Source organism: Streptomyces sp. NPDC059582 (assembly GCF_042735715.1).
Lineage (GTDB): Bacteria > Actinomycetota > Actinomycetes > Streptomycetales > Streptomycetaceae > Streptomyces.
On the sequence record NZ_JBHWCC010000053.1, the window covers coordinates 13,557 to 36,059 of the forward strand.

Consider the following 22,503-nt stretch of genomic DNA (forward strand, 5'->3'; position numbering starts at 1 on the left):
GTACGGGCGGATGGCAGCATGGCGGCTCCGAGCACCCGTGAACGACCGGCAAGAAGCACCCGTGAACGACCAGCAAGGGGAAGAAACGTGTCTGCTCCACGCCTCCGAGCGACGCCGCTGCCAGGCATCGGGGTCCAGTACGACCTGGTGACGCGAGAACAGCGCCATCTGTCGGTGGTGGCGCACCGTGACGGCACCCGCACGGTGAACCTGTACCGGACGGACGACCCCGACTCCTGCGCCCACTCCCTGCGGATGACCGGCTCGGAGGCGGGGGCGCTGATCGACGCGCTGAAGCCGTCCCACCACAGCGCGAGCCTGCTCTACACCACGGACCTGGGACTGGTGGCCGAGCGCATCGAGATCGCGGCCACCTCGTACTGGAACGGACGCCTGCTCGGCGACACCCGGATGCGGACCGAGACCGGCGCGTCGATCGTGGCGGTGCTCCGGCGGGCCGAGGCGACTCCGTCACCGGCGCCGGACTTCCGGCTGGCGGGCGGCGACACCCTGATCGTCATCGGTACCCGCGAGGGCGTCGACACGGCGGCGGCGATTCTGGGGCGGGAGTGAACGAGTGCACTCCGCGGTACTGCTGATCGAGTTCGGTTCCATCATCCTGGCGCTCGGCCTGCTGGGCCGGTTCGCCGCCCGCTTCCAGTTCTCGCCCATCCCGCTGTACCTGCTCGCCGGGCTGGCCTTCGGCGAGGGCGGGCTGCTGCCGCTCGGCGCGAGCGAGGAGTTCGTCGCCACCGGCGCCGAGATCGGCGTCATCCTGCTGCTGTTGATGCTCGGCCTGGAGTACACGGCGAGCGATCTGGTCTCCAACCTCAAGGCCCACTACCCGTCCGGTCTCGTCGACTGCGCGCTCAACGCGCTGCCGGGCGCGGCGGCCGCCCTGCTGCTGGGCTGGGGTCCGGTGGCCGCCGTGGTGCTGGCGGGCGTCACCTGGATCTCGTCGTCCGGCGTGATCGCCAAGGTGCTCGGCGACCTGGGCCGGGTCGGCAACCGGGAGACCCCGGTGATCCTGAGCGTCCTGGTGCTGGAGGACTTGGCGATGGCGGTGTACCTGCCCATCGTCACCGCGCTGGTCGCCGGGGCGGGTCTGGCGGCAGGGAGCGTCACGCTGGCGATCGCGCTGGGCGCCGCCGGGCTGGTCCTGTTCCTCGCCGTCCGCTACGGCCGGGTCATCTCCCGTTTCGTCTCCAGCGACGACCCGGAGAAACTGCTGCTGGTCGTGCTGGGGCTGACCATTCTGGTCGCGGGTGTGGCGCAACAGCTCCAGGTGTCGGCGGCCGTGGGCGCGTTCCTGGTCGGGATCGCGCTGTCCGGGGAGGTCGCGGAGGGTGCGCACACGCTGCTGAGCCCGTTGCGCGATCTGTTCGCCGCCGTCTTCTTCGTCTTCTTCGGGCTGCACACGGATCCGGCCAGCATTCCTCCGGTGCTGTTGCCCGCCCTCGCGCTGGCCGCCGTCACCACGGCGACGAAGATCGCCACCGGGTACTGGGCGGCGCGGCGAGCGGGGATCTCCGTCAAGGGACGCTGGCGGGCGGGCGGCGCGCTGGTGGCACGCGGCGAGTTCTCGATCGTCATCGCGGGCCTGGCCGTCACGGCGGGCATCGAGCCGTCCCTGGGGCCGCTGGCCACGGCGTACGTCCTGATCCTCGTCGTCCTCGGCCCGCTCACCGCGCGCTACACGGAGCCGCTCGCGGCCCTGTGGAGCCGCCGTACCGCGGCGCGCCGGACCGTCCGAGGGGAGGCCGCGACCGCGCCGGAAGAGGAGACGTGGGCGCAGACGAGGGTGGGCGACTGACCGGTCGATGACTGACACCGGTCGATGACTGACGCGGCCGGCAAGTCGCCGGCCGCGGGGGATCGACGGCGGCGGGGCGGCCGAGCCCGAGGACCGCTGGGACGCCAGGCACCACAGGGGCGTATCCGAGCAGCTGGGACGGCAGGACGACCGCCGTAACGGGGAGGGCAGGGACGACTGCCGTAGTTGGGACGCCAGGCACCACAGGGGCGTATCCAAGCGGCTGGGACGGCAGGACGACCGCCGTAACGGGGAGGGCAGGGACGACTGCCGTAGTTGGGACGCCAGGCACCACAGGGGCGTATCCGAGCGGCTGGGACGGCAGGGACGACCGCCGTGGCTGGGACCGCAGGGTAACCGCCGCAGCTGGGACCGCAGGGACGACTGCGACAGCTGGGACCGCAGGGGCGGCCACGGCAGCTCCGACAGCCCTGGAAACGTGCCACGGCGTAGCCGGACCAGGTCCGGTTACGCCGTGGCACGGATCACATACAGCTGTGGCCGGTTTGTGGAGCTCCCATGGAGCGCCCGTGGCATGCTCATGCCTCATTACCGGCCAGTAGTACTCGCCGGTAGCCCCTTGTTCACCCCCCACCACCCCCAGGACTGACCTTGCGCAGACGCACGAGGCTCTGGCACACGCGTGCCCTCATGCCCGTACTGACCACGGCCGCCCTCCTCCTCGCCGCCGGCTGCTCCTCACCCCCGCAGGAGACCGGCCGTTCGGCCACTGAACCCGGCGGACAGGCCACCGCCAATGACAGCGACGCCTCGTCCGAACGCTCCCTCGCGGTGGCCGCCGCGCCCGCCGGCACCGCGACCGCCACCGCGCGCCCGGGCCGTTCCGGAGGACAGGCCGCCCGCGGCACGACGCTCACCGTGAGCTCGTACGACAGCAGAACCCGACGTGCCGTCATCGCGTCGAAGACTCCGGCACATCCGTCCCCCTCGGCCACGGCCTCGACCTCGCCCAGCCCCACCGGGACGCCCCACCGTGCCGCCGTCGGCGACGTCATCGCCAGTGCCCCCGCGCCCGGCGCCCCGCGCGGACTGCTCGCCAAGGTCACCGAGGTGGTCGGCGAGACGGAGGCGGGCACGGAGGTGCAGACCGAGCCGGCCGCCCTCAACGCCCTGCTCGGCGACGACACGGCACGCGGCACCGTGCCGGTCGACCCCGCCTCCTTCGACGTCGACAAACTGCTGCCCGACGTCGACCTCTCCTGGACCAGGACGGGCGACGTCCACGTCGGCCCGGAGGGCGCCGCGGTACCGCTCGGCAGCCTGCGGCTGGACGTACGGGCCGAGGTGCCCACGGCCGCGGGCGCGCCGGCGTCCGCCAAGGCCTCGGTCTCCGGCTACGTGCAGGTCGCCCCGCAGGTCGACTTCCGCTACGGCGGCGAGGGCGTCGACGCCGCGCCCGCCTCGGCCTACCTGGGCGTGTCCGGCGACTGGACCTCGGGCTGGGCCCTCAAGGGCCGGGCCGCGGCCGCCACCACGCCGCTGCGGATCCCGTTCGCCAAGCTCCACGCGGACCCGGTGCTCCAGGTCGGGCCCGTCCCGGTCGTGGTCAACCTGGACCTGACCTGCTACGTCCAGATCAGCGGCGACGGCACCGTCACCGTGGACGTGGAGCAGAGCCTCAAGGGCGACTTCAAGGCCGGCGGCACCTTCTCCCCCGCCAAGGGCTGGACCCCGGTCAGCGCCTCCGACATGACGAGCACGCCGGTACGGACCTCCGTCAGCACGGCGGGCGCCGTGAAGGCGGCGCTCGGCGCGCAGGCCAGTGTCGGCCTGTACGGCAGCGTGGGCGTCGCCGCCGACCTCGCGCCCTATGTGCGCGGCGAGGCCACCGGCACGGTCACCGGCACGGACGCGTCCCTCGACGCGAACGCCGTCTGGGCCGTGTACGGCGGCGTCGACCTGAGCGGCACCCTGCGGATCCAGCTGTCGGTGTTCGGCACGCCCGTGATCGGGCGGGACATCCCGCTCGGAGCGCTGCACCGGGAGTGGAAGCTGGCGGCCGGCGGCACGCCGTAGCGGTACACGTCAAACTGCGCCGTCGGGTTCCGTAAGCGTCGGACTGTGCCGTCGGGAGGCGTACGTGTCAGGCTGCGCCGTCGGGGACCCAGCCCTGGCGGCGCAGCACGGCCGACACGTCGGGCGCCTCGTAGTGCTCGCCCTTGAGGACCTTGCCGTCCTCGCGGCGGACCACCTGGCCGTCGGGGCCGAGCTTGGTCATGTTGGAGCGGTGGATCTCGGCGATCACCGCGTCGAGGTCGATCCCATGGACGAGGGCCGTGCCGTACGCCACGTAGACGACGTCGGCGAGTTCGTGGGCGAGGCTGTCGAGCGGGCCCGCGACCGAGACCTCGGCCACCTCGGCGGCCTCCTCCGCGAGCAGTTCGCCCCGGTGCGCGGCGAGCTCGGGGGACACCCGCGCCGGTGTGCTGCGCACGTTCAGCCCGAAGGCGCGGTGGAACTCACGGACCAGCTCGGCAGGCGAGGAACTCATGGACCCGACTCTACCGATCACCACTGACACCCCGCCCGGACAAGACCCCCCTGGCCGGCACCGCACCCGTGCTGGCAGGATCGCGCCCATGTCCAAGGTGTTCCCCCGTATCGGCAGGCGTCGGGCCCTCCAAGGCGCGACCGCCGGTTTCGTGGCGCTCGGGCTGCTCCTGTGGTGGCTGTTGCCCCTCGGCGAGGAGCCGCCGGGCGGGACGATCTCCCTGAGTACGGGGACACCGAGCGGGGTCTACCAGGAGTACGGCAAGCTGCTGCGCGCCGAGTTGGACAGGGACATGCCGGACCTGACGGTGAACCTCCAGACCAGCGACGGGTCGCAGGAGAACGTCGCGCGCGTGGCGTCCGGCCAGGCCGACTTCACCATCGCCGCGGCCGACGCGGTGGAGACGTACGCACTGCGCGGCGGGAAGGGTGCCGCCCGGCTGCGCGGGATCGCCCGCCTCTACGACGACTACGTACAGATCGCCGTCGCGCGCGAGTCGCACATCGACTCCGTCGCCGACCTCAAGGGCAAGCGCGTGGCCATAGGGCCGCCGGAGTCCGGGGTGCGCCTCATCGCCAACCGGGTGCTCGGGGCGGCCGGCATCGACGTGCGCAAGGACATCACCCCGCAGTCCGACGGCATAAGCACCGCGCCCGAGCGGCTGAAGTCGGGGGACATCGACGCGTTCTTCTGGTCGGGCGGCCTGCCGACGGCGGGCGTGAAGAAGCTCGCCGACGACTTCTCCATCCGGTTCGTCCCGATCGAACCCGACCTCGTGGCGCAGCTGCACACCGAGGGCGACGCCACCCGCTACTACCGCGCCACCAACATGCCGGAGTCGGCCTATCCCACCGTGCAGAACGGGTCGGTCGTGCCCACGATGGCGGTGTCCAACCTGCTGATCACCCGCACGGACCTGGACCCCCGGCTCATCGAGTGGGTGACCCGAACCGTGATCAAGAGCCGGGACGGCATCGGCGCCCACGTCCACTCGGCACAGCTCGTCGACCTGCGCACGGCGATCTACACCGACCCGCTCCAGCTCCACGAGGGCGCCCGGCGCTACTACCGGTCGGTCAAACCGTAGGCCCGGACCTCGGCACCGTCACCGTCACCCGCAGCCCGTGCGGCTCGTGGTGGTCGTACGCGATCGCGCCGCCGCCCGCTTCGAGCAGCACCCGGGAGATGGACAGGCCGAGTCCGGAGCCCTTGACGTTCTGATGGCGGCCGCTGCGCCAGAACCGGTCGCCGACGCGGCCGAGTTCCTCCTCGGTCAGACCGGGGCCGTTGTCGGTGACGACGACGGTCGAGGTCTCGCCGTTGGAGGCGACGGTCACCGCGACGGTCTCGTCCACGGGCGTGAACTTCACCGCGTTGTCGATCACCGCGTCCAGCGCGCTGGACAAGGTGATCGGGTCGGCCCAGGCCGTGGTCGGCGGGCAGTCGCCCACCAGCCGTACGCCCTTGGCCGTGGCCGTCGGTGACCAGGCCTCGACGCGCTCGGCGGTCAGCGCGCCGATGTCGGTGAGCGTCAGGTCCGCCTCGGCGTGCTCGGCGAGCGCCAGGTCGAGCAGGTCGTCCAGGACCTGCGCGAGGCGCTTGCCCTCGGTCTGGACCGAGGCGATCTCCTCGTTGCCCTCGGGCAGTTCGAGGGCGAGCAGTTCGATGCGCAGCAGCAGCGCCGCGAGCGGGTTGCGCAACTGGTGCGAGGCGTCGGCGACGAAGGCACGCTGCTGCTCCAGCACGTCCTCGACGTTGTCCGCCATCTCGTTGAACGACCGGGCCAGCCGCCTGAGTTCCGGCGGACCACCGGCCGCCGCGACCCGGGACTTCAGCCGCCCGGTGGCGATGTCGTGGGTGGTGGCGTCCAGGATTCGTACCGGCCTGAGGACCCATCCGGTCAGCCGCAGGGCCGCGCCGACGGCGAGCAGCATCGCGGCGAACTCGCCCGCCGCGATCACCAGCCAGCCGTGCAGGATCCGCGAACGCATCGCCCCGGTGGGCGAGTCGGTGACGACGACCGCGACGACGTCACCGTCCCGGATGACCGGTGACGCGACGACCAGGTGACGACGGTCCCAGGGCCAGACCTGCTGCGGATCGTGGCTACGACGGCTGAGCAGCGCTTCGCCGAAGGCTTCCCGCACCTCACCCGTCTGGGGGAGGAACCAGTCGTCGGGTGCCTGAGCCATGGGGGTGTCGGTGCGGTAGAAGACCCCGGCACGAATGCCGTAGACCTCGTAGTAGCTGGCGAGTTCGTTGTTGAGCGTCTCTTTGCGCTCGTCCTTGGCCGTGGGACGCGAGCCGCCGGGCACTTCGGTGACGTACTGGGCGAGGGCCGCGAAGCGTGCGGTGTCGTCGATGCGGTCGACGACGACCTTCTGCTGCTGGGCCGCGGCCACACTGGCGGCGAGCGGGATGCCGAGCGCGAGCAGCACGGCCGCCATCAGGACGATGAGCAGCGGCAGCAGACGGGTGCGCAAACCGTCCCCGCTAGGCGGCCGGGGCGACGAGCCGGTAGCCCACGCCGCGCACGGTCTCGATCAGGGCGGGCATGCGCAGCTTGGCCCGCAGGGACGCCACGTGCACCTCCAGGGTGCGGCCCGTACCCTCCCAGCTGGTGCGCCAGACCTCGCTGATGATCTGCTCGCGGCGGAAGACCACACCGGGGCGCTGGGCGAGCAGCGCGAGGAGGTCGAACTCCTTGCGGGTCAGCTGGACGACCGAACCGTCCACGCTGACCTGGCGGGTGGGCAGTTCGATGTGCACGGGGCCCAGGCGCAGCGCGGTGTCGGCGCCACCGGAGGCGTCCTCGTGCACGGTGCGCCGGCTGACGGCGTGGATCCGGGCGAGCAGTTCGCCGGTGTCGTAGGGCTTCACCACGTAGTCGTCGGCGCCGAGGTTGAGGCCGTGGATGCGCGAGCGCACGTCGGAACGGGCGGTGACCATGATCACCGGCGTGCTGGTGCGCTTGCGGATCTTGCCGCACACCTCGTAGCCGTCCTGGTCGGGCAGCCCGAGGTCGAGCAGGACGACCCCGAAGCCGGCGCTCTCGGGGACGAGCGCCTGGAGGGCCTCCTCGCCGCTGCGGGCGTGCGTGACATCGAAACCGTGCCGCGCCAGGACCGCGGACAGAGCGGCTGCGACATGGTTGTCGTCCTCGACGAGAAGCAGTCTCATCCCGGCTCCCTCCGGTTCATCGGGCGTACGGTGTCGATCGATAGCTGTGCGCACTCGCGTGTGCACCATGGCAGTCACGCTGATGGACGTCGACGGCGTCAAGTGGGTTCCGGTTGCGCGCACGTTCCGTTACCCGGCCGATACGCTCCCAGGTCGCAACTGCTACGACATGTGTCCGATTGCTATCGGATCGTGATGCTCAGATTCCCCTCAGATGTAATGACGCTGGTCGTGCGGCATCACTACTGTCCTCCGAAACCGAGGAGGACGAAGCGATGACCGAAGTATCGGTGGCCAAGGAAGACGTGGCCGCGACCGGCGACCTGGTCGTCCTGAAGAGTGTCAACAAGCACTTCGGCGCGTTGCACGTGCTCCAGGACATCGACCTGACGATCGCCCGGGGCGAGGTCGTCGTGGTCATCGGACCCTCCGGGTCCGGGAAGTCCACCCTGTGCCGCACCATCAACCGCCTGGAGACCACCGACTCGGGCACGATCACGATCGACGGCAAGCCGCTGCCCCAGGAGGGCAAGGAGCTGGCCCGGCTGCGTGCCGACGTCGGCATGGTGTTCCAGTCCTTCAACCTCTTCGCGCACAAGACCGTGCTCGAGAACGTGATGCTGGGTCAGATCAAGGTCCGCAAGGCGGACAAGAAGCAGGCCGAGGAGAAGGCCCGGGCGCTGCTCGACCGGGTCGGCGTGGGCACTCAGGCCGACAAGTACCCCGCACAGCTCTCCGGCGGCCAGCAGCAGCGCGTCGCCATCGCGCGGGCGCTCGCGATGGACCCGAAGGTCATGCTCTTCGACGAGCCGACGTCGGCCCTCGACCCGGAGATGATCAACGAGGTGCTGGAGGTCATGCAGCAGCTCGCCCGGGACGGCATGACCATGATCGTCGTCACCCACGAGATGGGCTTCGCCCGCTCTGCGGCCAACCGGGTGGTCTTCATGGCGGACGGCCGCATCGTCGAACAGGCCACACCAGACCAGTTCTTCAGCAACCCGCGCAGCGACCGGGCGAAGGACTTCCTGTCGAAGATCCTCCACCACTGACCACGCCGATCCCGCGGACACGGACCGCGCCGGTCCCGCACCACGGATCGCATCGATCCCGCACCACGGAACGCGCCCGCCGCGCTCCTCACGCCCCTGACGACCCGTGTCACCCGCACCCGGCGACCTGTGTCACCCGCACCCTGCGGCCCGCGCCACCCGCACCCGAGGACCTGCGTCACCCGCACCCGACGGCCCGCTTTCCCTCATCAGCAGAAGGATGTTCACCATGAAGCTCCGCAAGGTCACCGCCGCTTCGGCCGTCGTACTCGCCCTCGCGCTGAGCGCCACCGCCTGCGGCGGCGACAACAAGGACGACGACAGCAACGGCTCCAGCGGCGGCGGCGGCAAGATCAAGATCGGCATCAAGTTCGACCAGCCGGGCCTCGGCCTGCAGGAGCCCGACGGCGGCTACTCCGGCTTCGACGTCGACGTGGCGACCTACGTGGCCAAGGAGCTCGGATACTCGTCCGACAAGATCGAGTGGGTTCAGACCAAGAGCGCCGACCGCGAGAACGCGCTCGCCCGCGGCGACGTGAAGTTCATCGCGGCGACCTACTCCATCAACGACGAGCGCAAGCAGAAGGTCGACTTCGCCGGCCCCTACCTGCTCGCCCACCAGGACCTGCTGGTCAAGTCCGACTCCGACATCAGCAAGGGCACGGACCTCAACGGCAAGAACCTGTGCTCCGTGACCGGCTCGACCTCGGCGCAGAACGTCCAGAAGTCCATCGCCCCGAAGGCCAACCTGCGGGAGAACAGCGGCTACTCGGAGTGCATCGCCGCCCTCCAGAGCGGCGCCGTGGACGCCGTGACCACCGATGACTCGATCCTCGCGGGCTTCGCCGCGCAGGACAAGTACAAGGGTCAGTTCAAGCTCGCGGGTCTGAAGCTCAGCAACGAGAACTACGGCGTCGGCGTCAAGAAGGGCGACACCGCGACCGTGACCAAGATCAACGACGCCCTGAAGAAGATGGTCAGCGACGGCTCCTGGAAGAAGGCCGTCGAGGCCAACTTCGGCCCGGCCGGCTACAAGAACGAGCCGGCCCCGGCGATCGGCAACATCGTCAAGTAGCGCGCGGCTCCGGCCGAGCAACGCAGGGTTCTGCGGACGCGCCGCCGCCCGCCGCCTGACCGGCGGCGGCGCGCCACACCCTCCACGTACGCCACACACCCGGAAGCGCGGGAGATCGTGTTCGACTTTCTTGAAGGTTACGACGTCCTCGGGGCGTTCTGGATGACGGTGAAACTCACCGCCCTCTCCGCCGTCGGCTCCCTGGTCTGGGGCACCCTGCTGGCGGCGATGCGGGTCAGCCCGGTCCCGCTCATGCGCGGATTCGGCACCGCCTACGTGAACATCGTGCGGAACATCCCCCTGACGGTCATCATCGTCTTCTCCTCGCTGGGCCTGGCCGACATCTTCGGCATGACCATGGGCGCGTCCGACGACTTCAAGCTCCAGGGCTTCCGGCTGGCGACGCTCAGCCTCGTCGCCTACACGGCGGCCTTCGTCTGCGAGTCGATCCGCTCCGGGATCAACACCGTGCCCGTCGGCCAGGCGGAGGCGGCCCGCGCGATCGGACTGAACTTCAGTCAGTCCCTGCGCCTGATAGTGCTGCCGCAGGCCTTCCGCGCGGTGATCGCACCACTGGCGAACGTCCTGATCGCCCTCACCAAGAACACCACCGTGGCGGCCGCGATCGGCGTGGCCGAGGCCGCGAGCCTGATGAAGACGATGATCGAGAACGAGGCCCAGACGCTCGCCATCGGCGCGGTCTTCGCCCTCGGGTTCGTGGTACTGACCCTGCCCACCGGCCTCCTCCTCGGCTGGGTCGGCAAGCGACTGGCGGTGAAGCGATGACCTCCGTTCTCTACGACGCTCCCGGCCCGCGGGCCAAGCAGCGCAACATCGTCCTCTCCATAGTCTTCTTCGCCTTGCTCGCCCTGATCCTGTGGTGGGCCTGGCGGATGATGGACGACAAGCACCAGCTGAACTGGGCCCTGTGGGAGCCCTTCACCACAAGCCAGGCCTGGACGACGTACCTGCTGCCCGGCCTCGGCAACACCCTCAAGGCCGCCGCCCTCGCCATGGTCATCGCCCTCCCGCTGGGCGCGGTCTTCGGTATCGCCCGGATGTCCGACCACCGCTGGATCCGCGTTCCGGCCGGTGTCGTGGTCGAGTTCTTCCGGGCGATCCCGGTACTGCTGCTGATGCTGTTCGCCAACGAGTTCTACGTCCGCTCCACGGACGTCGCCAGCGACGAACGGCCCCTCTACGCGGTCGTCACGGGCCTGGTCCTCTACAACGCCTCGGTCCTCGCGGAGGTCGTCCGGGCCGGCATCCTCGCCCTGCCCAAGGGGCAGACGGAGGCCGCGTACGCGATCGGTCTGCGCAAGGGCCAGACGATGACCAGCATCCTGCTCCCGCAGGCCGTGACCGTCATGCTGCCGGCCATCGTCAGCCAGCTCGTCGTGATCGTGAAGGACACCGCACTCGGCGGTGCGCTGCTCAGCTTCACCGAGCTGCTGAACTCGCGCAGCACGCTCGCGGCCAACTACGCCAACGTCGTACCCAGCTTCATCGTGGTGGCGATCATCTTCATCGCGTTGAACTTCCTCCTCACCTCCTTCGCCTCCTGGCTGGAGAGCCGGCTGCGCCGCAGCAAGCGCGGCACGGGCACGGTCCTCGGCGCCGAGAAGGTCGAGGAGCTCAACGCCGCCGAGGTCAGTGGCAGCTTCGGCGCGGGCGCGGGCGACGGTATCTGACGCGCACTCAAGTGACTTGACCGGTACGGAGGCAGTGGCATGATCGCCACTGCCTCCGTCACTTGACGCAAGCACCGGCAATAGGTTGCATACGTTCTGTGATCGTGCACCCTGCTCCAGCCTTTTGTTCGCATACGTCCCCGGGGACGCCGCCACGGGCAGGGGGCGCCGCGCCGTGGACCCGGTGATCATCGTCGGCGCGGGGCCCGTGGGGCTCACGCTCGCCCTCGCGCTGGCCCGCCAGGAGGTTCCCTCGGTCGTCCTCGACGAGGGCCCGGGCAAGGACGAGTCCCGCCTCGCGCGCAGTGTCGTCCTGCGCGCGGACACCGCCGCGCTCGTGGAGCAGCTGACCGGGGTCCCGCTCGCCGACGCCGGCGTCCGCTGGGCCGGATGGCGGTCGTTGCGGCGCAAGCAGGTGACGCGTGAGGTCGCTTTCGACGACCTCGAGTCCGCCCCGCTGCACATCGCCCAGCACGTGCTGACCGGCGCCCTGCGCGCGGCCCTCACCCACGAACGACTCGTCAAGGTCGCCGTGGACAGCCGCCTCGACACCGTCGAGCAGGAGCCCTCCGGCGTCACCGCCCACACCCGTGGCGGCAAGGGCACCTGGTGGCGAGGCAGCTACCTGGTGGGCTGCGACGGCCCCCGCTCCACGGTCCGCAAGCTCCAGGACATCCGCTTCCCGGGCCGTACGGCGGTGGAGCGACACGCCGTGGCCGCGCTGCGCACGGAACTTCCCTGGGCCGACGAGGCGTTGCTCCATCGGATGCCGCCGTGGCGGATGTCCGGTCCCTCCGCCGGGGAAGTCACCGGACGCCCACTGCCGGACGGTGTCTGGCGGCTGGACTGGCTGCTGCCGCCCGGCAGGGACCTGGTCACGCCCGACCTGCTGGTGGCCCGCGTCCGGGAGACGCTGGCCGGCTGGTCGGGCGGCTCCACACCGACGTACGAACTGCTGGACACCGGCGTCCACACGGTGCACCACCGGCTGGCCCGCCGCTGGCGCGCCGGCCGGGTCTTCCTCGCCGGGGACGCCGCCCACCTTCTCGGCGCGCTCGGTACGCAGGGACTGGACGAGGGCCTCAGGGACGCCGACAACCTCGCCTGGAAGCTGGCGCTCACCTGGCACCACGGGCCGCACGAGGCGCTGCTCGACAGCTACCAGTCGGAGCGGCGCGCCGTCGTCGCCGCCCGGCTGCGCGCGGCCGACCAGGCGCTGCCGCTGCTGCGCGGCGGCGGCGGGTTGCGGGCCTACGTTCCCGGCGCGGCCCGGGGCCATGAGGCGCTGCTCACGGACGGTCACCTGGGGCGCGGCCCGCTGGGCGAGCCCGGGGGGTACGCCGAGTCGCCGCTCGCGCCCCGGCACCTGGAGGCGGAGGTCCCCGTCGACACCGCGCCCGGCGCCCAGGTCACGGACGTGCGGGTGACGGCTGAGGACGGCACCTTCGTACGGTTGCGGGACCGGCTCGGCCGCGGTGCGCTGCTGGTCGTCCTGATCGCGCCGGGCACGGGTGTGTGGGAGCGCAAGCACTGGGTGACGGCCGGGATCATGCCCCGGCTCGCCGCGGCGGTGACCGCGCTGCCGCATCCCGCCGAACTGCTGGTCGCCGAGAGCTACCCGGGGGCGGCCGCCCACACCGTGCTTCTCGTCCGCCCCGACGGCCACCTGGTCACCGCCCTGAACGGGGTGCGCCCGGCCGACCTGTACGCGGCGGCCGAGGCGACTCTGGGCGGCCCGGCCCGAACGGAGGCAACGGCCGGCGCCGTCTCGACGTGACCGCGAACACGGGCCTCGGTCGCGAACAGGGGCCTCGGTCGCGAACGCCAGCCGCGACCGCGGCCCCGACTGCGCTGCGTCTGCGTCTGCGTCTGCGTCTGCGACCCACCGTCGCACCGGGGTCCACATAGTGACTGTGAGTTGACCACCCCGTACCGGCGTGGTCTACTCCGGATCGTGACCGACACCTGCGTACGCCTTTGGCGGAGGGTCCACATGGACCTCGTCCGCTATGCGGGCTGCGTGTGTCGCCCGTCCTGCTGAATTCGCCCCCTCTCCACCCGCGCGCGGCCCATGTGTCGCCGCGCGCTCTCGCGAACGCTGATCAGGACGGTGCACGTGTCTGTCGCTCCCTCTGCCTCCGCTTCTGTCCAGGTCCCCACGCAGGCGGACCTCCTGGACTTCGTACGGCGCACCGCCGCCGACGCCGAGCTCATCACCTCGCTTCCGCTGGACCCGGAAGGCCGCACCTGGGTGCGCCTGGAAGGGCCCGGCGGCAGTGAGGCCTGGCTGATCGGCTGGCCGCCCGGCACGGGCACCGGCTGGCACGACCACGCCGACTCGGTCGGTGCCTTCCTCACCGCGCGCGGCGAGCTCAAGGAGAACTCCCTCGCCGCGCGCCTGCCCACCGACGGCTGGAAGACGCTGGAACTCTCCGACGACGTGGACCGGGAACGCCGCCTTCCGGCGGGCCTCGGACGCTCGTTCGGCCGCCACCACGTCCACGAGGTCCTCAACGAGTCCACCGGCGAACACGCGATCTCCGTACACGCCTACTACCCGCCGCTGCCGCAGATCCGCCGCTACAGCCGCTCCGGGCCGGTGCTGCGGCTGGAGCAGGTCGAGCGTCCGCAGGACTGGCAGTGAGCGGCACCGGCGAGCGACCGACCGGCATCGACGAACTGCTGGAGCGGGTGCGGGAGCGCTACGAGCGGATCGACGCGCGGGCCGCGTACGACGCCGCCGAGGCGGGAGAGGCGCTGCTGGTGGACATCCGGTACGCGGCACTGCGCGACCGGGACGGCCTGATCCCGGGCGCCCTCGTCGTGGAACGCAACGAACTGGAGTGGCGCCTGGACCCCCAGGGCAGCCACCGCGCAGACGAGGCCACGGGCCACGACCTCCGCGTCGTCGTGATCTGCAACGAGGGCTACGCCTCCAGCCTGGCCGCCGCGTCCCTGCACCAGCTGGGCCTGCGCCGCGCCACCGACCTGGTCGGCGGCTTCCAGGCGTGGAAGGCGGCCGGGCTGCCGGTGACGTAGCACGCCAGGACCGCGCCGCTCCCGGCTGGGAGGCCGCCCGGGGAACACTCACAGGCGGTCCGAAGAGCAGTAGAGCTGGGCCGTGTCCGCGTTGTCCCTGGTGACGAGGCGAAGGCGGCCCTGGGCGATCCGGTCGACCCGTTCGTCTTGCGCAGCAGGGAGACCGCGGAGCGGCGCTCCTAGCCCTCGTGCCCGCCGTCGGCGAGGAACTCCGTGTCCTCGCCCTCCTCCTCCAGTGCCTGCCGGACCACGCGTAGGGCCATGCCCTCGGAATAGCCCTTGCGGGCGAGCATGCCGGCGAGGCGGCGGAGGCGTTTGTCGCGGTCGAGGCCGCGGGTGGCACGCAACTTGCGGGCGACGAGGTCGCGCGCGGTCGCCTCTTCCTGCTCGGAGTCGAGCTGGGCGACGGCCTCGTCGATCAGCGTGGAATCGACGCCCTTGGTCCGCAGCTCCTGGGCGAGTGCCCGCCGGGCCAGCCCCCGGCCATGGTGCCGGGACTCCACCCACGCGCCCGCGAACGCGCCGTCGTTGATCAGTCCGACCTCCTCGAACCGCGACAGCACCTCCTCGGCGACCTCGTCCGGGATCTCCCGCTTGCGCAGGGCGTCCGCGAGCTGTTTCCGCGTGCGCGGGGTCCCGGTGAGCAGGCGCAGACAGATCGCCCGCGCCCGCTCACCCGGGTCTCCCGGGGGCTCCCCCTGCTCGGCCCTCGACGAGGAGGAGGGGCCTCCGTCCTGTGGGTCGCCGGACGGCTCGCCGAAACCGCGCCGCCGCCGACGACCGCGTCCGCCGCGACCAGGTGCGCCGCCCTCGCCCCGGGGCAGCTCACCCCCGTACGCGCCGTAGTTCACGCCGTCGTCCGTGCCTTCGGGGCCGCCGTGGCCGCTTCCTCCGTCCCGCTCCCGCGGAGCGTCGAGGCGGTCGTACTCGGCCCAGTCGGTTCGTCGTGTCACGGGTCAGCTCTTGGCAGCCGCGGCCTTGGTCTTGGCGGTCTTGGCGGCGGTGGGGGCGGCCACCGTCTTCGTGGCGTCGTCCGCGGGGGTGGTCGCGGAGACCGCCGCGTCCGCGCCCGGCTCAGCGGCGGGCTCCGGCCGTACGCCGACGCCCAGCTTCTCCTTGATCTTCTTCTCGATCTCGTTGGCGAGGTCGGGGTTGTCCTTCAGGAAGTTGCGGGCGTTCTCCTTGCCCTGGCCGAGCTGGTCGCCCTCGTACGTGTACCAGGCGCCGGCCTTGCGGACGAAGCCGTTCTCCACACCCATGTCGATCAGGCCGCCCTCGCGGCTGATGCCCTGCCCGTAGAGGATGTCGAACTCGGCCTGCTTGAAGGGCGGCGCGACCTTGTTCTTGACGACCTTGACGCGGGTGCGGTTGCCGACCGCGTCGGTGCCGTCCTTCAGCGTCTCGATACGGCGGATGTCGAGCCGCACCGAGGCGTAGAACTTCAGCGCCCGGCCACCCGTCGTGGTCTCCGGGGAGCCGAACATCACGCCGATCTTCTCGCGGAGCTGGTTGATGAAGATCGCGGTGGTCTTCGACTGGTTGAGCGCGCTGGTGATCTTCCGCAGGGCCTGGCTCATCAGACGGGCCTGGAGACCCACGTGGCTGTCGCCCATCTCGCCCTCGATCTCCGCACGCGGGACGAGCGCGGCGACGGAGTCGATGACGATGAGGTCGAGCGCGCCGGAGCGGACCAGCATGTCCACGATCTCCAGCGCCTGCTCACCGTTGTCGGGCTGGGAGAGGATCAGGTTGTCGATGTCGACGCCGAGCTTCTTCGCGTACTCGGGGTCGAGGGCGTGCTCCGCGTCGACGAAGGCGACCTGTCCGCCGGCCTTCTGCGCGTTCGCCACCGCGTGCAGGGTCAGGGTCGTCTTGCCGGAGGACTCCGGGCCGTAGACCTCCACCACTCGGCCGCGCGGCAGACCGCCGACACCGAGGGCGACGTCGAGTGCGGTCGACCCGGTGGGGATGACCTCGATGGGCTCGTTCGGCCGCTCGCCCAGGCGCATCACCGCGCCCTTGCCGAATTGCCGTTCAATCTGTGCGAGCGCGGCGTCGAGCGCCTTCTCGCGGTCGGTTCCTGCCATGGGTTCCACCCGGTTTGCTTGAGTCGATCGCTTCACGTCAAAGACGCTAACGCCTGCCACTGACAATGCGCCCCGACGCTGGTCCCGCCTGTGGATAACTTGGGCATTTCTCCGGTCGAACCGGGCCGAAACGCCCTCGAAGAGCCTTGCCGGAGACTCCATAAGAATGGATGTTCGATTTTCGTGTCAAGCGCACCACTCGCCACCTCCGAGCCTACGTTCGCGCCCCGGCGAGTACCGGACTCCGCGCCCGGTTCCAACCGGTCCTCCGGCGGCTACTCCCCCCGGCGTACGCCGACTGCCTTCGGCCGGACGACGACGGCACACGGCATTCCCGCGAGGCTCGGACCATGAGCAGCAGCGACAGGACCGTGCGGCACAGCCACAAGGACGGCGAAGGCGAACGGGCCGACCGGGAATCGACCGGACTCGGTCTCGGTCCCGCTCCAGCACCGGCACCGGCACCGGCACCGGCACCGGCACCGGCAGCTTTCCCGGTCCCCAGAGCCCGCTCGCGGACCGCCTCTGCCAGGTGACCGGCGTGCTCCTGGTCCTCTCCGGCCTGGTCCATCTCCTGGTGTTCGCGGTCGACGGCGGCCCGTGGGACGGTCCCGTCTCCTGGCGCAAGCCCGTGACCTTCGGGCTGTCCTTCGGCGTGACGCTCATCGCGGTCGCCTGGGTCACGTCGTACCTGCGGATGGAACGGCGACTGCGCACGGTACTGCTGACCGTCTTCGCGGTGGACTGTGTCGTGGAGGTCGGTGGCATCACGCTTCAGGCGTGGCGCCGGGTGCCCTCGCATCTGAACATGGAGACGCCCTTCGACACGGCGGTGTCCATGACGCTCGCGGTGGGCGGCGGAGTCCTCGTGGGGCTGCTCACCGTGTTCGCGATCGTGTCCTTCCGACACCGGCCGACCGGTCCCGCGGGCATGCCGTCGGCGGTGCGTTCCGGGTTCGCGATCCTGCTGGTCGCGCTGGTCTCGGGCGCCGCGATGATCGCGCGCGGGGTCGTGCTCACCCGTACCGGCCACCAGGAGGCCGCGTATCACTCGACGGCTCCGCTCAAGCCGCTGCACGGAGTCAGCCTGCACGCGGTCCTGGTCCTGCCCGCGCTGGCCCGGCTGCTGTCCCGCACGTCGTGGAGCGAGCCGGTCCGGCGCCGGATCGTGACCGTGGCGATCGCCTGTTACGCCGCCGCCGTCGCCGCTGCCGGAGTGTGGGCCGTCCTGACCTACTGACCCGGCAACTGACCCGGCCCTGCCGCCTGTCAGTACGCGCGCGTACGCACCTCGCCGTGCCCCGACCTCAGCCCCGGTCGGCGTCCCCACCGCCCGGACCGGAATCCCCGCCCGGCCCGGGGCCCTTGTCGGGCCCCCCAGAGCCCCTGTCCGGCCCGGCGTCCCCACTCGCACCGGAATCCCCGGCCGCTGCGGCGTCCCGCGGCCCCCGCAGCAGGCGCCGCGCGCGCGTGAGCAGGCCGGCGCCTGTCCCGGACCCCGCGCCGCGTCTGCCGCGCCCGTGCATCCGGGGATCGTCCATGACGGCGTACCGCTTCACATACGCCCCGAGGAACGCCTGCAACGTGGCGACCGCGGGGATCGCGATCAGCGCGCCGACCGCGCCGAGGAGGGCGGTGCCGGCGACGACCGACCCGAAGGCGAGCGCGGGATGGATGTCGACGGTCTTGGAGGTCAACTTGGGTTGCACCACGTAGTTCTCGAACTGCTGATAGACCACGACGAAGATCAGCACCCACAACGCGTACCAGGGGTCGACGGTGAAGGCGATCAGCATGGGCAGGGCACCCGCGAGATACGTGCCGATGGTGGGGATGAACTGCGAGACCACCCCGACCCACAGACCGAGCACGGGCGCGTACGGAATGCCCAGGGCCTCCAGCAGGATGTAGTGGGCGACGCCCGAGATCAGTGCCATCAGCCCGCGTGAGTACAGATAGCCGCCGGTCTTGTCGACGGCGATCTCCCACGCGCGCAGCACCTCGGCCTGTCGCGCCGGCGGCAGCACGGAGCAGATGGTGCGGCGCAGGCGCGGGCCGTCGGCTGCGAAGTAGAACGAGAACAGCGCGACCGTCAACAGCCGGAAGAGGCCGCCGAGCACCTGTGTGGAGACGTCCAGCACGCCCGCGGCGCTGTTCTGCGCGTACTTCCTCAGCCAGTCGGAGTGGAGCAGTCCCTCCTGGACGTCCACCCGTCTGAGCTCGGTGTGGAACGTCGTGTTGATCCAGTTGATGACCGAGTCGAGATAGTCCGGGAACCCCTCGATCAGCTTGATGATCTGGCCCGCGAGCATCGACCCCAGCAGCGCGACGAAGCCGGCTGTCACGATCAGCAGCCCGAAGAACACCAGGAAGGTGGCGAGCCCCCTGCGCATGCCGCGGGCGGCCATCCAGCTCACCGCGGGTTCTATGGCGAGCGCCAGGAAGAACGCGATGAGCATGTTGATCAGCAGCCCGGTCAGCTGGTGGAAGGCCCAACTGCCGAGCTGGAAGAGGGCGACGAGGGAGAGCGCCAGCACCATGGCGCGCGGCAGCCAGCGCGGCATGCGTGCGTTGGGCCCGGCGCCGGTGCCGTCGGCGGGGGGCCGGGTCGGCGGTGTCGTCCCGAACGGGGATGCTTGCCGGGCGGACTGTCCGGTCTCGTCAGTGGGTGCCACGGACCAAGTCTCACCCACGCCACCGACAATCGGTCACCGTCCTGCGATCTTCGTGACCTGCCGGCGCTCGAACGGTGCTCGGTCAGCCTCGGTCAGCGCTTTTCGTGCGGGACGCTCATCACCGTGCAGACCACCCGCCACACGTCCTTGGCTGCCCAGCCGGACGCCAGCGCCTCGTGGACCGTACGCTCGCCGAGTTCCGACATCACATGATCACGTGCGAAGGTTTCGGCGCCCGCACCGAAGTGCTCCGCCATCCGCTGCCAGAAGACCGTCAACCGCATGACTCCAGTATCCCGCCCCTGAGAGTGGGCCCACGCCGGGACCGTCCGCCGAGAACGCTTTCCGTCCTACGGTCTGACGCATGTCCGAAACAGGAGCTTCCCCACTCCACCCGACGCCCTCGACACGCTCCCCGCTCTTCCGCGCCGAGCAGTTCGTCTGGCTCACCGCGCGCGTGCTGGAGCAGCGCCTCTTCGCGTACCACTTCCTGAACGGCGACGCCGATCCGGTGGAGACCGCGCTGGACGCCTACCGCAACCAGGACGGGGGGTACGGCCACGCGCTGGAACCCGATCTTCGCGGCCCGGTCAGCCAGCCACTGCACACCGGGCACGCCCTGCGTGTCCTGGACTCCATCGAGCGCTGCGGCGGACAGCGTGTGGAACGCGTGTGCCGCTACCTGACCGCCGTCTCCACCCCGGACGGCGCCCTGCCGGCGATCCATCCCGGCCAGCGCGGCTACCCGGCGGCCCCCTTCCTCACGATCGTGGACGACCCGCCCAGCGAACTCCTCGCCACCGGGCCGGTGGTGGGTCTGCTGCACCGCAACGAGGTGTGGCACGCCTGGCTGTTCCGGGCCACGGACTTCTGCTGGCAACAGATCGAGTCCCTGGAGAAGTCCCACCCCTACGAGATCCAGGCCGCCGTGGCCTTCCTGGACTCCGCTCCCGACCGCCCGCGCGCGGAGGCGGCCGCCGACCGCCTGGGCCGCCTGGTGCGCGAACACCGCCTCGCCGCCCTGGACCCGGACCGCCGCGACAGTCACCCCGTCGCACCGGGCTACGCCCCGGGTGAGTACCACTTCCCGCACGACTACGCCCGCACCCCGCGTTCCCTCGCGCGCGCGTGGTTCACGGACGAGGAGATGAGCCGCTCCCTGGACTTCCTCGCGGACGAGCAGGGGGAGGACGGCGGCTGGCCCGTCCGCTGGCGCCAGTGGGCTCCGGGCACCGCCCTGGAAGCCCGCCCGATGGTGACGGTCGAGGCACTGCGCACCCTCAGGGCGTACGGCCGCTCCATCGGCTGAGCGGGTCTCCTCAGCCGCCCAGGGCCCGCACCGCCGCCGTCACCACCACGGCCGCGGCGACGACGAGCAGGAACGGCGCACGCAGCACGAGCGCCACCGCCGCCGCGGCGAGCCCCGCCGCCTTGGCGTCCAGCACGAGCGCGTGCCCGTCGGCGAAGGTCTGCTGGGCGGTGAGCGCGGCGAGGAGGGCGACCGGCAGCAGTGCGGCGAGCCGCCTGACGAGAGGGCGTTCCAGCGCCCCGGCGGGGACGAGGAGTCCGGCGAGCTTGACGGCGTAGCAGCCGAGGGCTGTCGCGCCGATGGCGATCCACGTGTTCAACGATCCTCCTTCTCGATCTTCTCGATCTTCTCGATGTTCTCGGCCTTCCCGGCCTTCCCGGCCTTCCCGGCCTTCCCGGCGGCCTTCTCCACCATCTCCGCCTGTCCCGCGAGGCCGCCCGCGCCGCCCCTGCGGCGTCCCTCCGCCCACAGGACGACCGGTGCCGCGAGCGCGGCCACCAGAACCGGCACCCCCGCGGGCAGCACCGGCAGCAGACCGAGGCCCAGCAGAACCGCGAGGCTCGCGACGACCCGCTCGGTGGTGGTCTTCAGCATCGGGGCCAGCAGCGCCAGGAAGACCGCGGGGCCGGCCGCGTCGAGGCCCCAGGCGTCGGTGTCCCCGATGGCCTCGGCACCCAACGCGCCCAGCAGGGTGGTGAGGTTCCACAGCACGTACAGGCTGAGCCCGGTGACGGCGAACCCGAGGCGCGCGCTGCGCCGCGTCGGCTGGGCCAGGGCCACCGCGGTGGTCTCGTCGATGACCCACTGGGCGGCGAACGGGCGCACCGCGCGCGGGAGGGCCAGCAACTGCGACAGACGCAGCCCGTAGAAGGCGTTGCGCACCCCGAGGAAGAACGCGCCCGCGGCCGCCGTGAGCGGATTGCCTCCCGCCGCGAGGGCCCCCACCAACGCGAACTGGGACGCCCCGGTGAACACCAGCAGGCTCAGCACACAGGTCTGCGCCGGTGTGATCCCGCTGCCGGCCGAGGTCACCCCGAAGGCGAACCCGGACAGCCCTACGGCGACCCCGACTCCGAGGGCGTCCCGTACGACGGCGGCATCGGGTTTTTCCCCGTCTTCGGCGGATGTGTCTGCGAGAGCTGTCTGTTCTGCCACGTCTCGGACGGTAGGAGCATTTGCCGCCGCAGGTCTTGTACGTTCTTGCGCTCGCGCTGGTACGCGCCCGGAGGCACGCCCACGATCCGCGCGAAGTGACGGTTGAGGTGGGGCTGATCGGTGAACCCCACGGAGAGCGCCGCCTCCGCGGGCGCCGTACCCGCGTCCAGCAGCCGTCGCGCCCGGCGCACCCGGGCGTCCGTCAGCCAGGTGTGGGGCGGCATCCCGTAGGCGTCCCGGAACGCGCGGAGCAAGGCGAACGGGCTGGTCCCGAGGTCGGCGGCCAACTGCTCAAGGGTCGGCGGCCCGGACATCCGCTCCTCCAGCACGGCACGCGCGCGTGCCGCGGTCCGGGCACCCGCCGTGCGCACCTCACGCCGGGGCAGCGGCCCGCCGTTCAGCCGGAGCAGCCGGGTCACGGCGACCCTCAGCAAAGTGTCGGCGGCCAGCGCGTTGCCCTCGTCGGCGGCTCGCAGCACCTGGTGCACCAGCCCGACGGTGTACGGGTCGTCGAGGACGGGGCTGACGAACCCCGGGGTGCCCCGGATGACGGTCGTCTCGGCCGCTATCTCCGCCACGACCTCCGGCGACGGATACACCGCCCCGTACCGCCAGCCCTCGGGCACCCCCGCCCGCCCGGTGTGCGGAGTGTCGGGATTCACCAGGGCGAGCGCTCCGGCCCCCGCGTACTGATCACCCCCGCCGTGGTGGAAGACCTCCACGCCCTCGGCGATGGCGGCGATCACGAAGTTCTCGTGGGTGTGCCGAACGAAGGTCTTCCGCACGTACCGGGCCCGCAGCAGATCGACTCCCGGCAGTTCCGCGTACTGCCAGTGCCGTGCGCGCTCACCCGAGCCTGCCATGAGCCCATTTCCTGCCATGAGCCCATTCTCAGCCACGCCCGGCGCCGCAGCG

General features: G+C 71.2%; 24 protein-coding genes. 14 read left to right on the forward strand and 10 right to left on the reverse strand.

Translation table 11 applies throughout. The features are described from left to right. Positions 1-87 precede the first annotated feature (87 nt). The 3 genes from ACFV0T_RS33435 (at position 88) to ACFV0T_RS33445 (ending at position 3,850) form a co-directional block, all read left to right on the forward strand. Positions 88-573: a cation:proton antiporter regulatory subunit gene (locus tag ACFV0T_RS33435; RefSeq protein ID WP_385787571.1), complete on the forward strand. Its 486-nt coding sequence runs from the start codon at positions 88-90 to the stop codon at positions 571-573. 4 nt (positions 574-577) lie between these two features. Beyond that, positions 578-1,813 (forward strand): cation:proton antiporter, encoded by a 1,236-nt coding sequence (locus tag ACFV0T_RS33440; protein WP_385787573.1) that lies wholly within the window; start codon positions 578-580, stop codon positions 1,811-1,813. 651 nt (positions 1,814-2,464) lie between these two features. Next, positions 2,465-3,850 carry a hypothetical protein gene (locus ACFV0T_RS33445; RefSeq protein WP_385787575.1) on the forward strand — a complete coding sequence of 462 codons (1,386 nt, stop codon included), beginning with the start codon at positions 2,465-2,467 and terminating at the stop codon, positions 3,848-3,850. Positions 3,851-3,917: 67 nt separating this feature from the next. On the opposite strand, the gene ACFV0T_RS33450 is transcribed toward ACFV0T_RS33445, so the two are convergent. Continuing rightward, positions 3,918-4,325, reverse strand: a complete 408-nt coding sequence (locus ACFV0T_RS33450; RefSeq protein ID WP_385787578.1) for a MazG nucleotide pyrophosphohydrolase domain-containing protein — start codon at positions 4,323-4,325, stop codon at positions 3,918-3,920. An 88-nt stretch (positions 4,326-4,413) separates the two neighbouring features. Between ACFV0T_RS33450 and ACFV0T_RS33455 the strand changes: the two genes are divergently transcribed. Then, on the forward strand, positions 4,414-5,412 hold the full coding sequence (locus ACFV0T_RS33455) for a TAXI family TRAP transporter solute-binding subunit (RefSeq protein WP_385787581.1): 999 nt from the start codon (positions 4,414-4,416) through the stop codon (positions 5,410-5,412). Here ACFV0T_RS33455 and ACFV0T_RS33460 read toward each other — a convergent pair. Together ACFV0T_RS33460 and ACFV0T_RS33465 are read right to left on the reverse strand one after the other, a co-directional pair. Beyond that, complete coding sequence (locus tag ACFV0T_RS33460; RefSeq protein WP_385787584.1) at positions 5,402-6,808, reverse strand: ATP-binding protein; 1,407 nt, start codon at positions 6,806-6,808, stop codon at positions 5,402-5,404. The two genes, ACFV0T_RS33455 and ACFV0T_RS33460, sit on opposite strands and share 11 nt — an antisense overlap. Positions 6,809-6,818: 10 nt before the next feature. Then, positions 6,819-7,505, reverse strand: coding sequence for a response regulator transcription factor (locus ACFV0T_RS33465; protein ID WP_385787587.1), 687 nt, complete (start codon positions 7,503-7,505; stop codon positions 6,819-6,821). Positions 7,506-7,780: 275 nt separating this feature from the next. Between ACFV0T_RS33465 and ACFV0T_RS33470 the strand changes: the two genes are divergently transcribed. The 8 genes from ACFV0T_RS33470 (at position 7,781) to ACFV0T_RS33505 (ending at position 14,362) form a co-directional block, all read left to right on the forward strand. Further along, entirely contained in the window at positions 7,781-8,557 is a 777-nt protein-coding gene (locus ACFV0T_RS33470) for an amino acid ABC transporter ATP-binding protein (RefSeq protein WP_385787590.1), read from the forward strand. 229 nt (positions 8,558-8,786) lie between these two features. After that, positions 8,787-9,632 (forward strand): glutamate ABC transporter substrate-binding protein, encoded by an 846-nt coding sequence (locus ACFV0T_RS33475; protein WP_385787593.1) that lies wholly within the window; start codon positions 8,787-8,789, stop codon positions 9,630-9,632. A gap of 117 nt (positions 9,633-9,749) precedes the next feature. After that, positions 9,750-10,418 (forward strand): amino acid ABC transporter permease, encoded by a 669-nt coding sequence (locus ACFV0T_RS33480; RefSeq protein ID WP_385787596.1) that lies wholly within the window; start codon positions 9,750-9,752, stop codon positions 10,416-10,418. After that, positions 10,415-11,323: an amino acid ABC transporter permease gene (locus ACFV0T_RS33485; RefSeq protein WP_385787599.1), complete on the forward strand. Its 909-nt coding sequence runs from the start codon at positions 10,415-10,417 to the stop codon at positions 11,321-11,323. The genes ACFV0T_RS33480 and ACFV0T_RS33485 overlap by 4 nt, the downstream gene beginning before the upstream one ends. Before the next feature lie 175 nt (positions 11,324-11,498). Beyond that, positions 11,499-13,100 carry an FAD-dependent monooxygenase gene (locus ACFV0T_RS33490; RefSeq protein WP_385787602.1) on the forward strand — a complete coding sequence of 534 codons (1,602 nt, stop codon included), beginning with the start codon at positions 11,499-11,501 and terminating at the stop codon, positions 13,098-13,100. Positions 13,101-13,277: 177 nt separating this feature from the next. Further along, positions 13,278-13,364, forward strand: a complete 87-nt coding sequence (locus ACFV0T_RS33495; protein ID WP_313960178.1) for a putative leader peptide — start codon at positions 13,278-13,280, stop codon at positions 13,362-13,364. Positions 13,365-13,439: 75 nt separating this feature from the next. Further along, positions 13,440-13,967: a cysteine dioxygenase gene (locus ACFV0T_RS33500; protein ID WP_385787604.1), complete on the forward strand. Its 528-nt coding sequence runs from the start codon at positions 13,440-13,442 to the stop codon at positions 13,965-13,967. After that, positions 13,964-14,362: a rhodanese-like domain-containing protein gene (locus ACFV0T_RS33505; protein WP_385787607.1), complete on the forward strand. Its 399-nt coding sequence runs from the start codon at positions 13,964-13,966 to the stop codon at positions 14,360-14,362. Before ACFV0T_RS33500 ends, ACFV0T_RS33505 begins: the two co-directional genes overlap by 4 nt. A 179-nt stretch (positions 14,363-14,541) precedes the next feature. On the opposite strand, the gene recX is transcribed toward ACFV0T_RS33505, so the two are convergent. Then, positions 14,542-15,315, reverse strand: coding sequence for a recombination regulator RecX (gene recX, locus ACFV0T_RS33510; protein WP_385787609.1), 774 nt, complete (start codon positions 15,313-15,315; stop codon positions 14,542-14,544). A gap of 3 nt (positions 15,316-15,318) precedes the next feature. After that, positions 15,319-16,449 (reverse strand): recombinase RecA, encoded by a 1,131-nt coding sequence (gene recA / locus ACFV0T_RS33515; protein ID WP_385787611.1) that lies wholly within the window; start codon positions 16,447-16,449, stop codon positions 15,319-15,321. Between the two features lie 532 nt (positions 16,450-16,981). Between recA and ACFV0T_RS33520 the strand changes: the two genes are divergently transcribed. Then, complete coding sequence (locus tag ACFV0T_RS33520; RefSeq protein WP_385787614.1) at positions 16,982-17,689, forward strand: hypothetical protein; 708 nt, start codon at positions 16,982-16,984, stop codon at positions 17,687-17,689. Positions 17,690-17,756: 67 nt separating this feature from the next. On the opposite strand, the gene ACFV0T_RS33525 is transcribed toward ACFV0T_RS33520, so the two are convergent. Together ACFV0T_RS33525 and ACFV0T_RS33530 are read right to left on the reverse strand one after the other, a co-directional pair. Next, positions 17,757-19,124 carry an AI-2E family transporter gene (locus tag ACFV0T_RS33525; protein WP_385787617.1) on the reverse strand — a complete coding sequence of 456 codons (1,368 nt, stop codon included), beginning with the start codon at positions 19,122-19,124 and terminating at the stop codon, positions 17,757-17,759. A gap of 92 nt (positions 19,125-19,216) precedes the next feature. After that, entirely contained in the window at positions 19,217-19,408 is a 192-nt protein-coding gene (locus ACFV0T_RS33530; RefSeq protein ID WP_385787618.1) for a DUF3046 domain-containing protein, read from the reverse strand. 80 nt (positions 19,409-19,488) lie between these two features. Here ACFV0T_RS33530 and ACFV0T_RS33535 point away from each other — a divergent pair, with 80 nt between their 5' ends. Then, entirely contained in the window at positions 19,489-20,433 is a 945-nt protein-coding gene (locus ACFV0T_RS33535) for a hypothetical protein (RefSeq protein ID WP_385787621.1), read from the forward strand. A gap of 10 nt (positions 20,434-20,443) precedes the next feature. On the opposite strand, the gene ACFV0T_RS33540 is transcribed toward ACFV0T_RS33535, so the two are convergent. Genes ACFV0T_RS33540 through ACFV0T_RS33550 form a run of 3 tightly spaced genes read right to left on the reverse strand, consistent with a single transcriptional unit; the run spans position 20,444 to position 22,451 of the window. Beyond that, positions 20,444-20,752, reverse strand: a complete 309-nt coding sequence (locus ACFV0T_RS33540) for an AzlD domain-containing protein (RefSeq protein ID WP_385787624.1) — start codon at positions 20,750-20,752, stop codon at positions 20,444-20,446. Beyond that, positions 20,749-21,588 (reverse strand): AzlC family ABC transporter permease, encoded by an 840-nt coding sequence (locus ACFV0T_RS33545; protein ID WP_385787627.1) that lies wholly within the window; start codon positions 21,586-21,588, stop codon positions 20,749-20,751. Before ACFV0T_RS33545 ends, ACFV0T_RS33540 begins: the two co-directional genes overlap by 4 nt. After that, positions 21,489-22,451, reverse strand: a complete 963-nt coding sequence (locus ACFV0T_RS33550) for an AraC family transcriptional regulator (protein ID WP_385787630.1) — start codon at positions 22,449-22,451, stop codon at positions 21,489-21,491. Before ACFV0T_RS33550 ends, ACFV0T_RS33545 begins: the two co-directional genes overlap by 100 nt. Positions 22,452-22,503 lie beyond the last annotated feature (52 nt).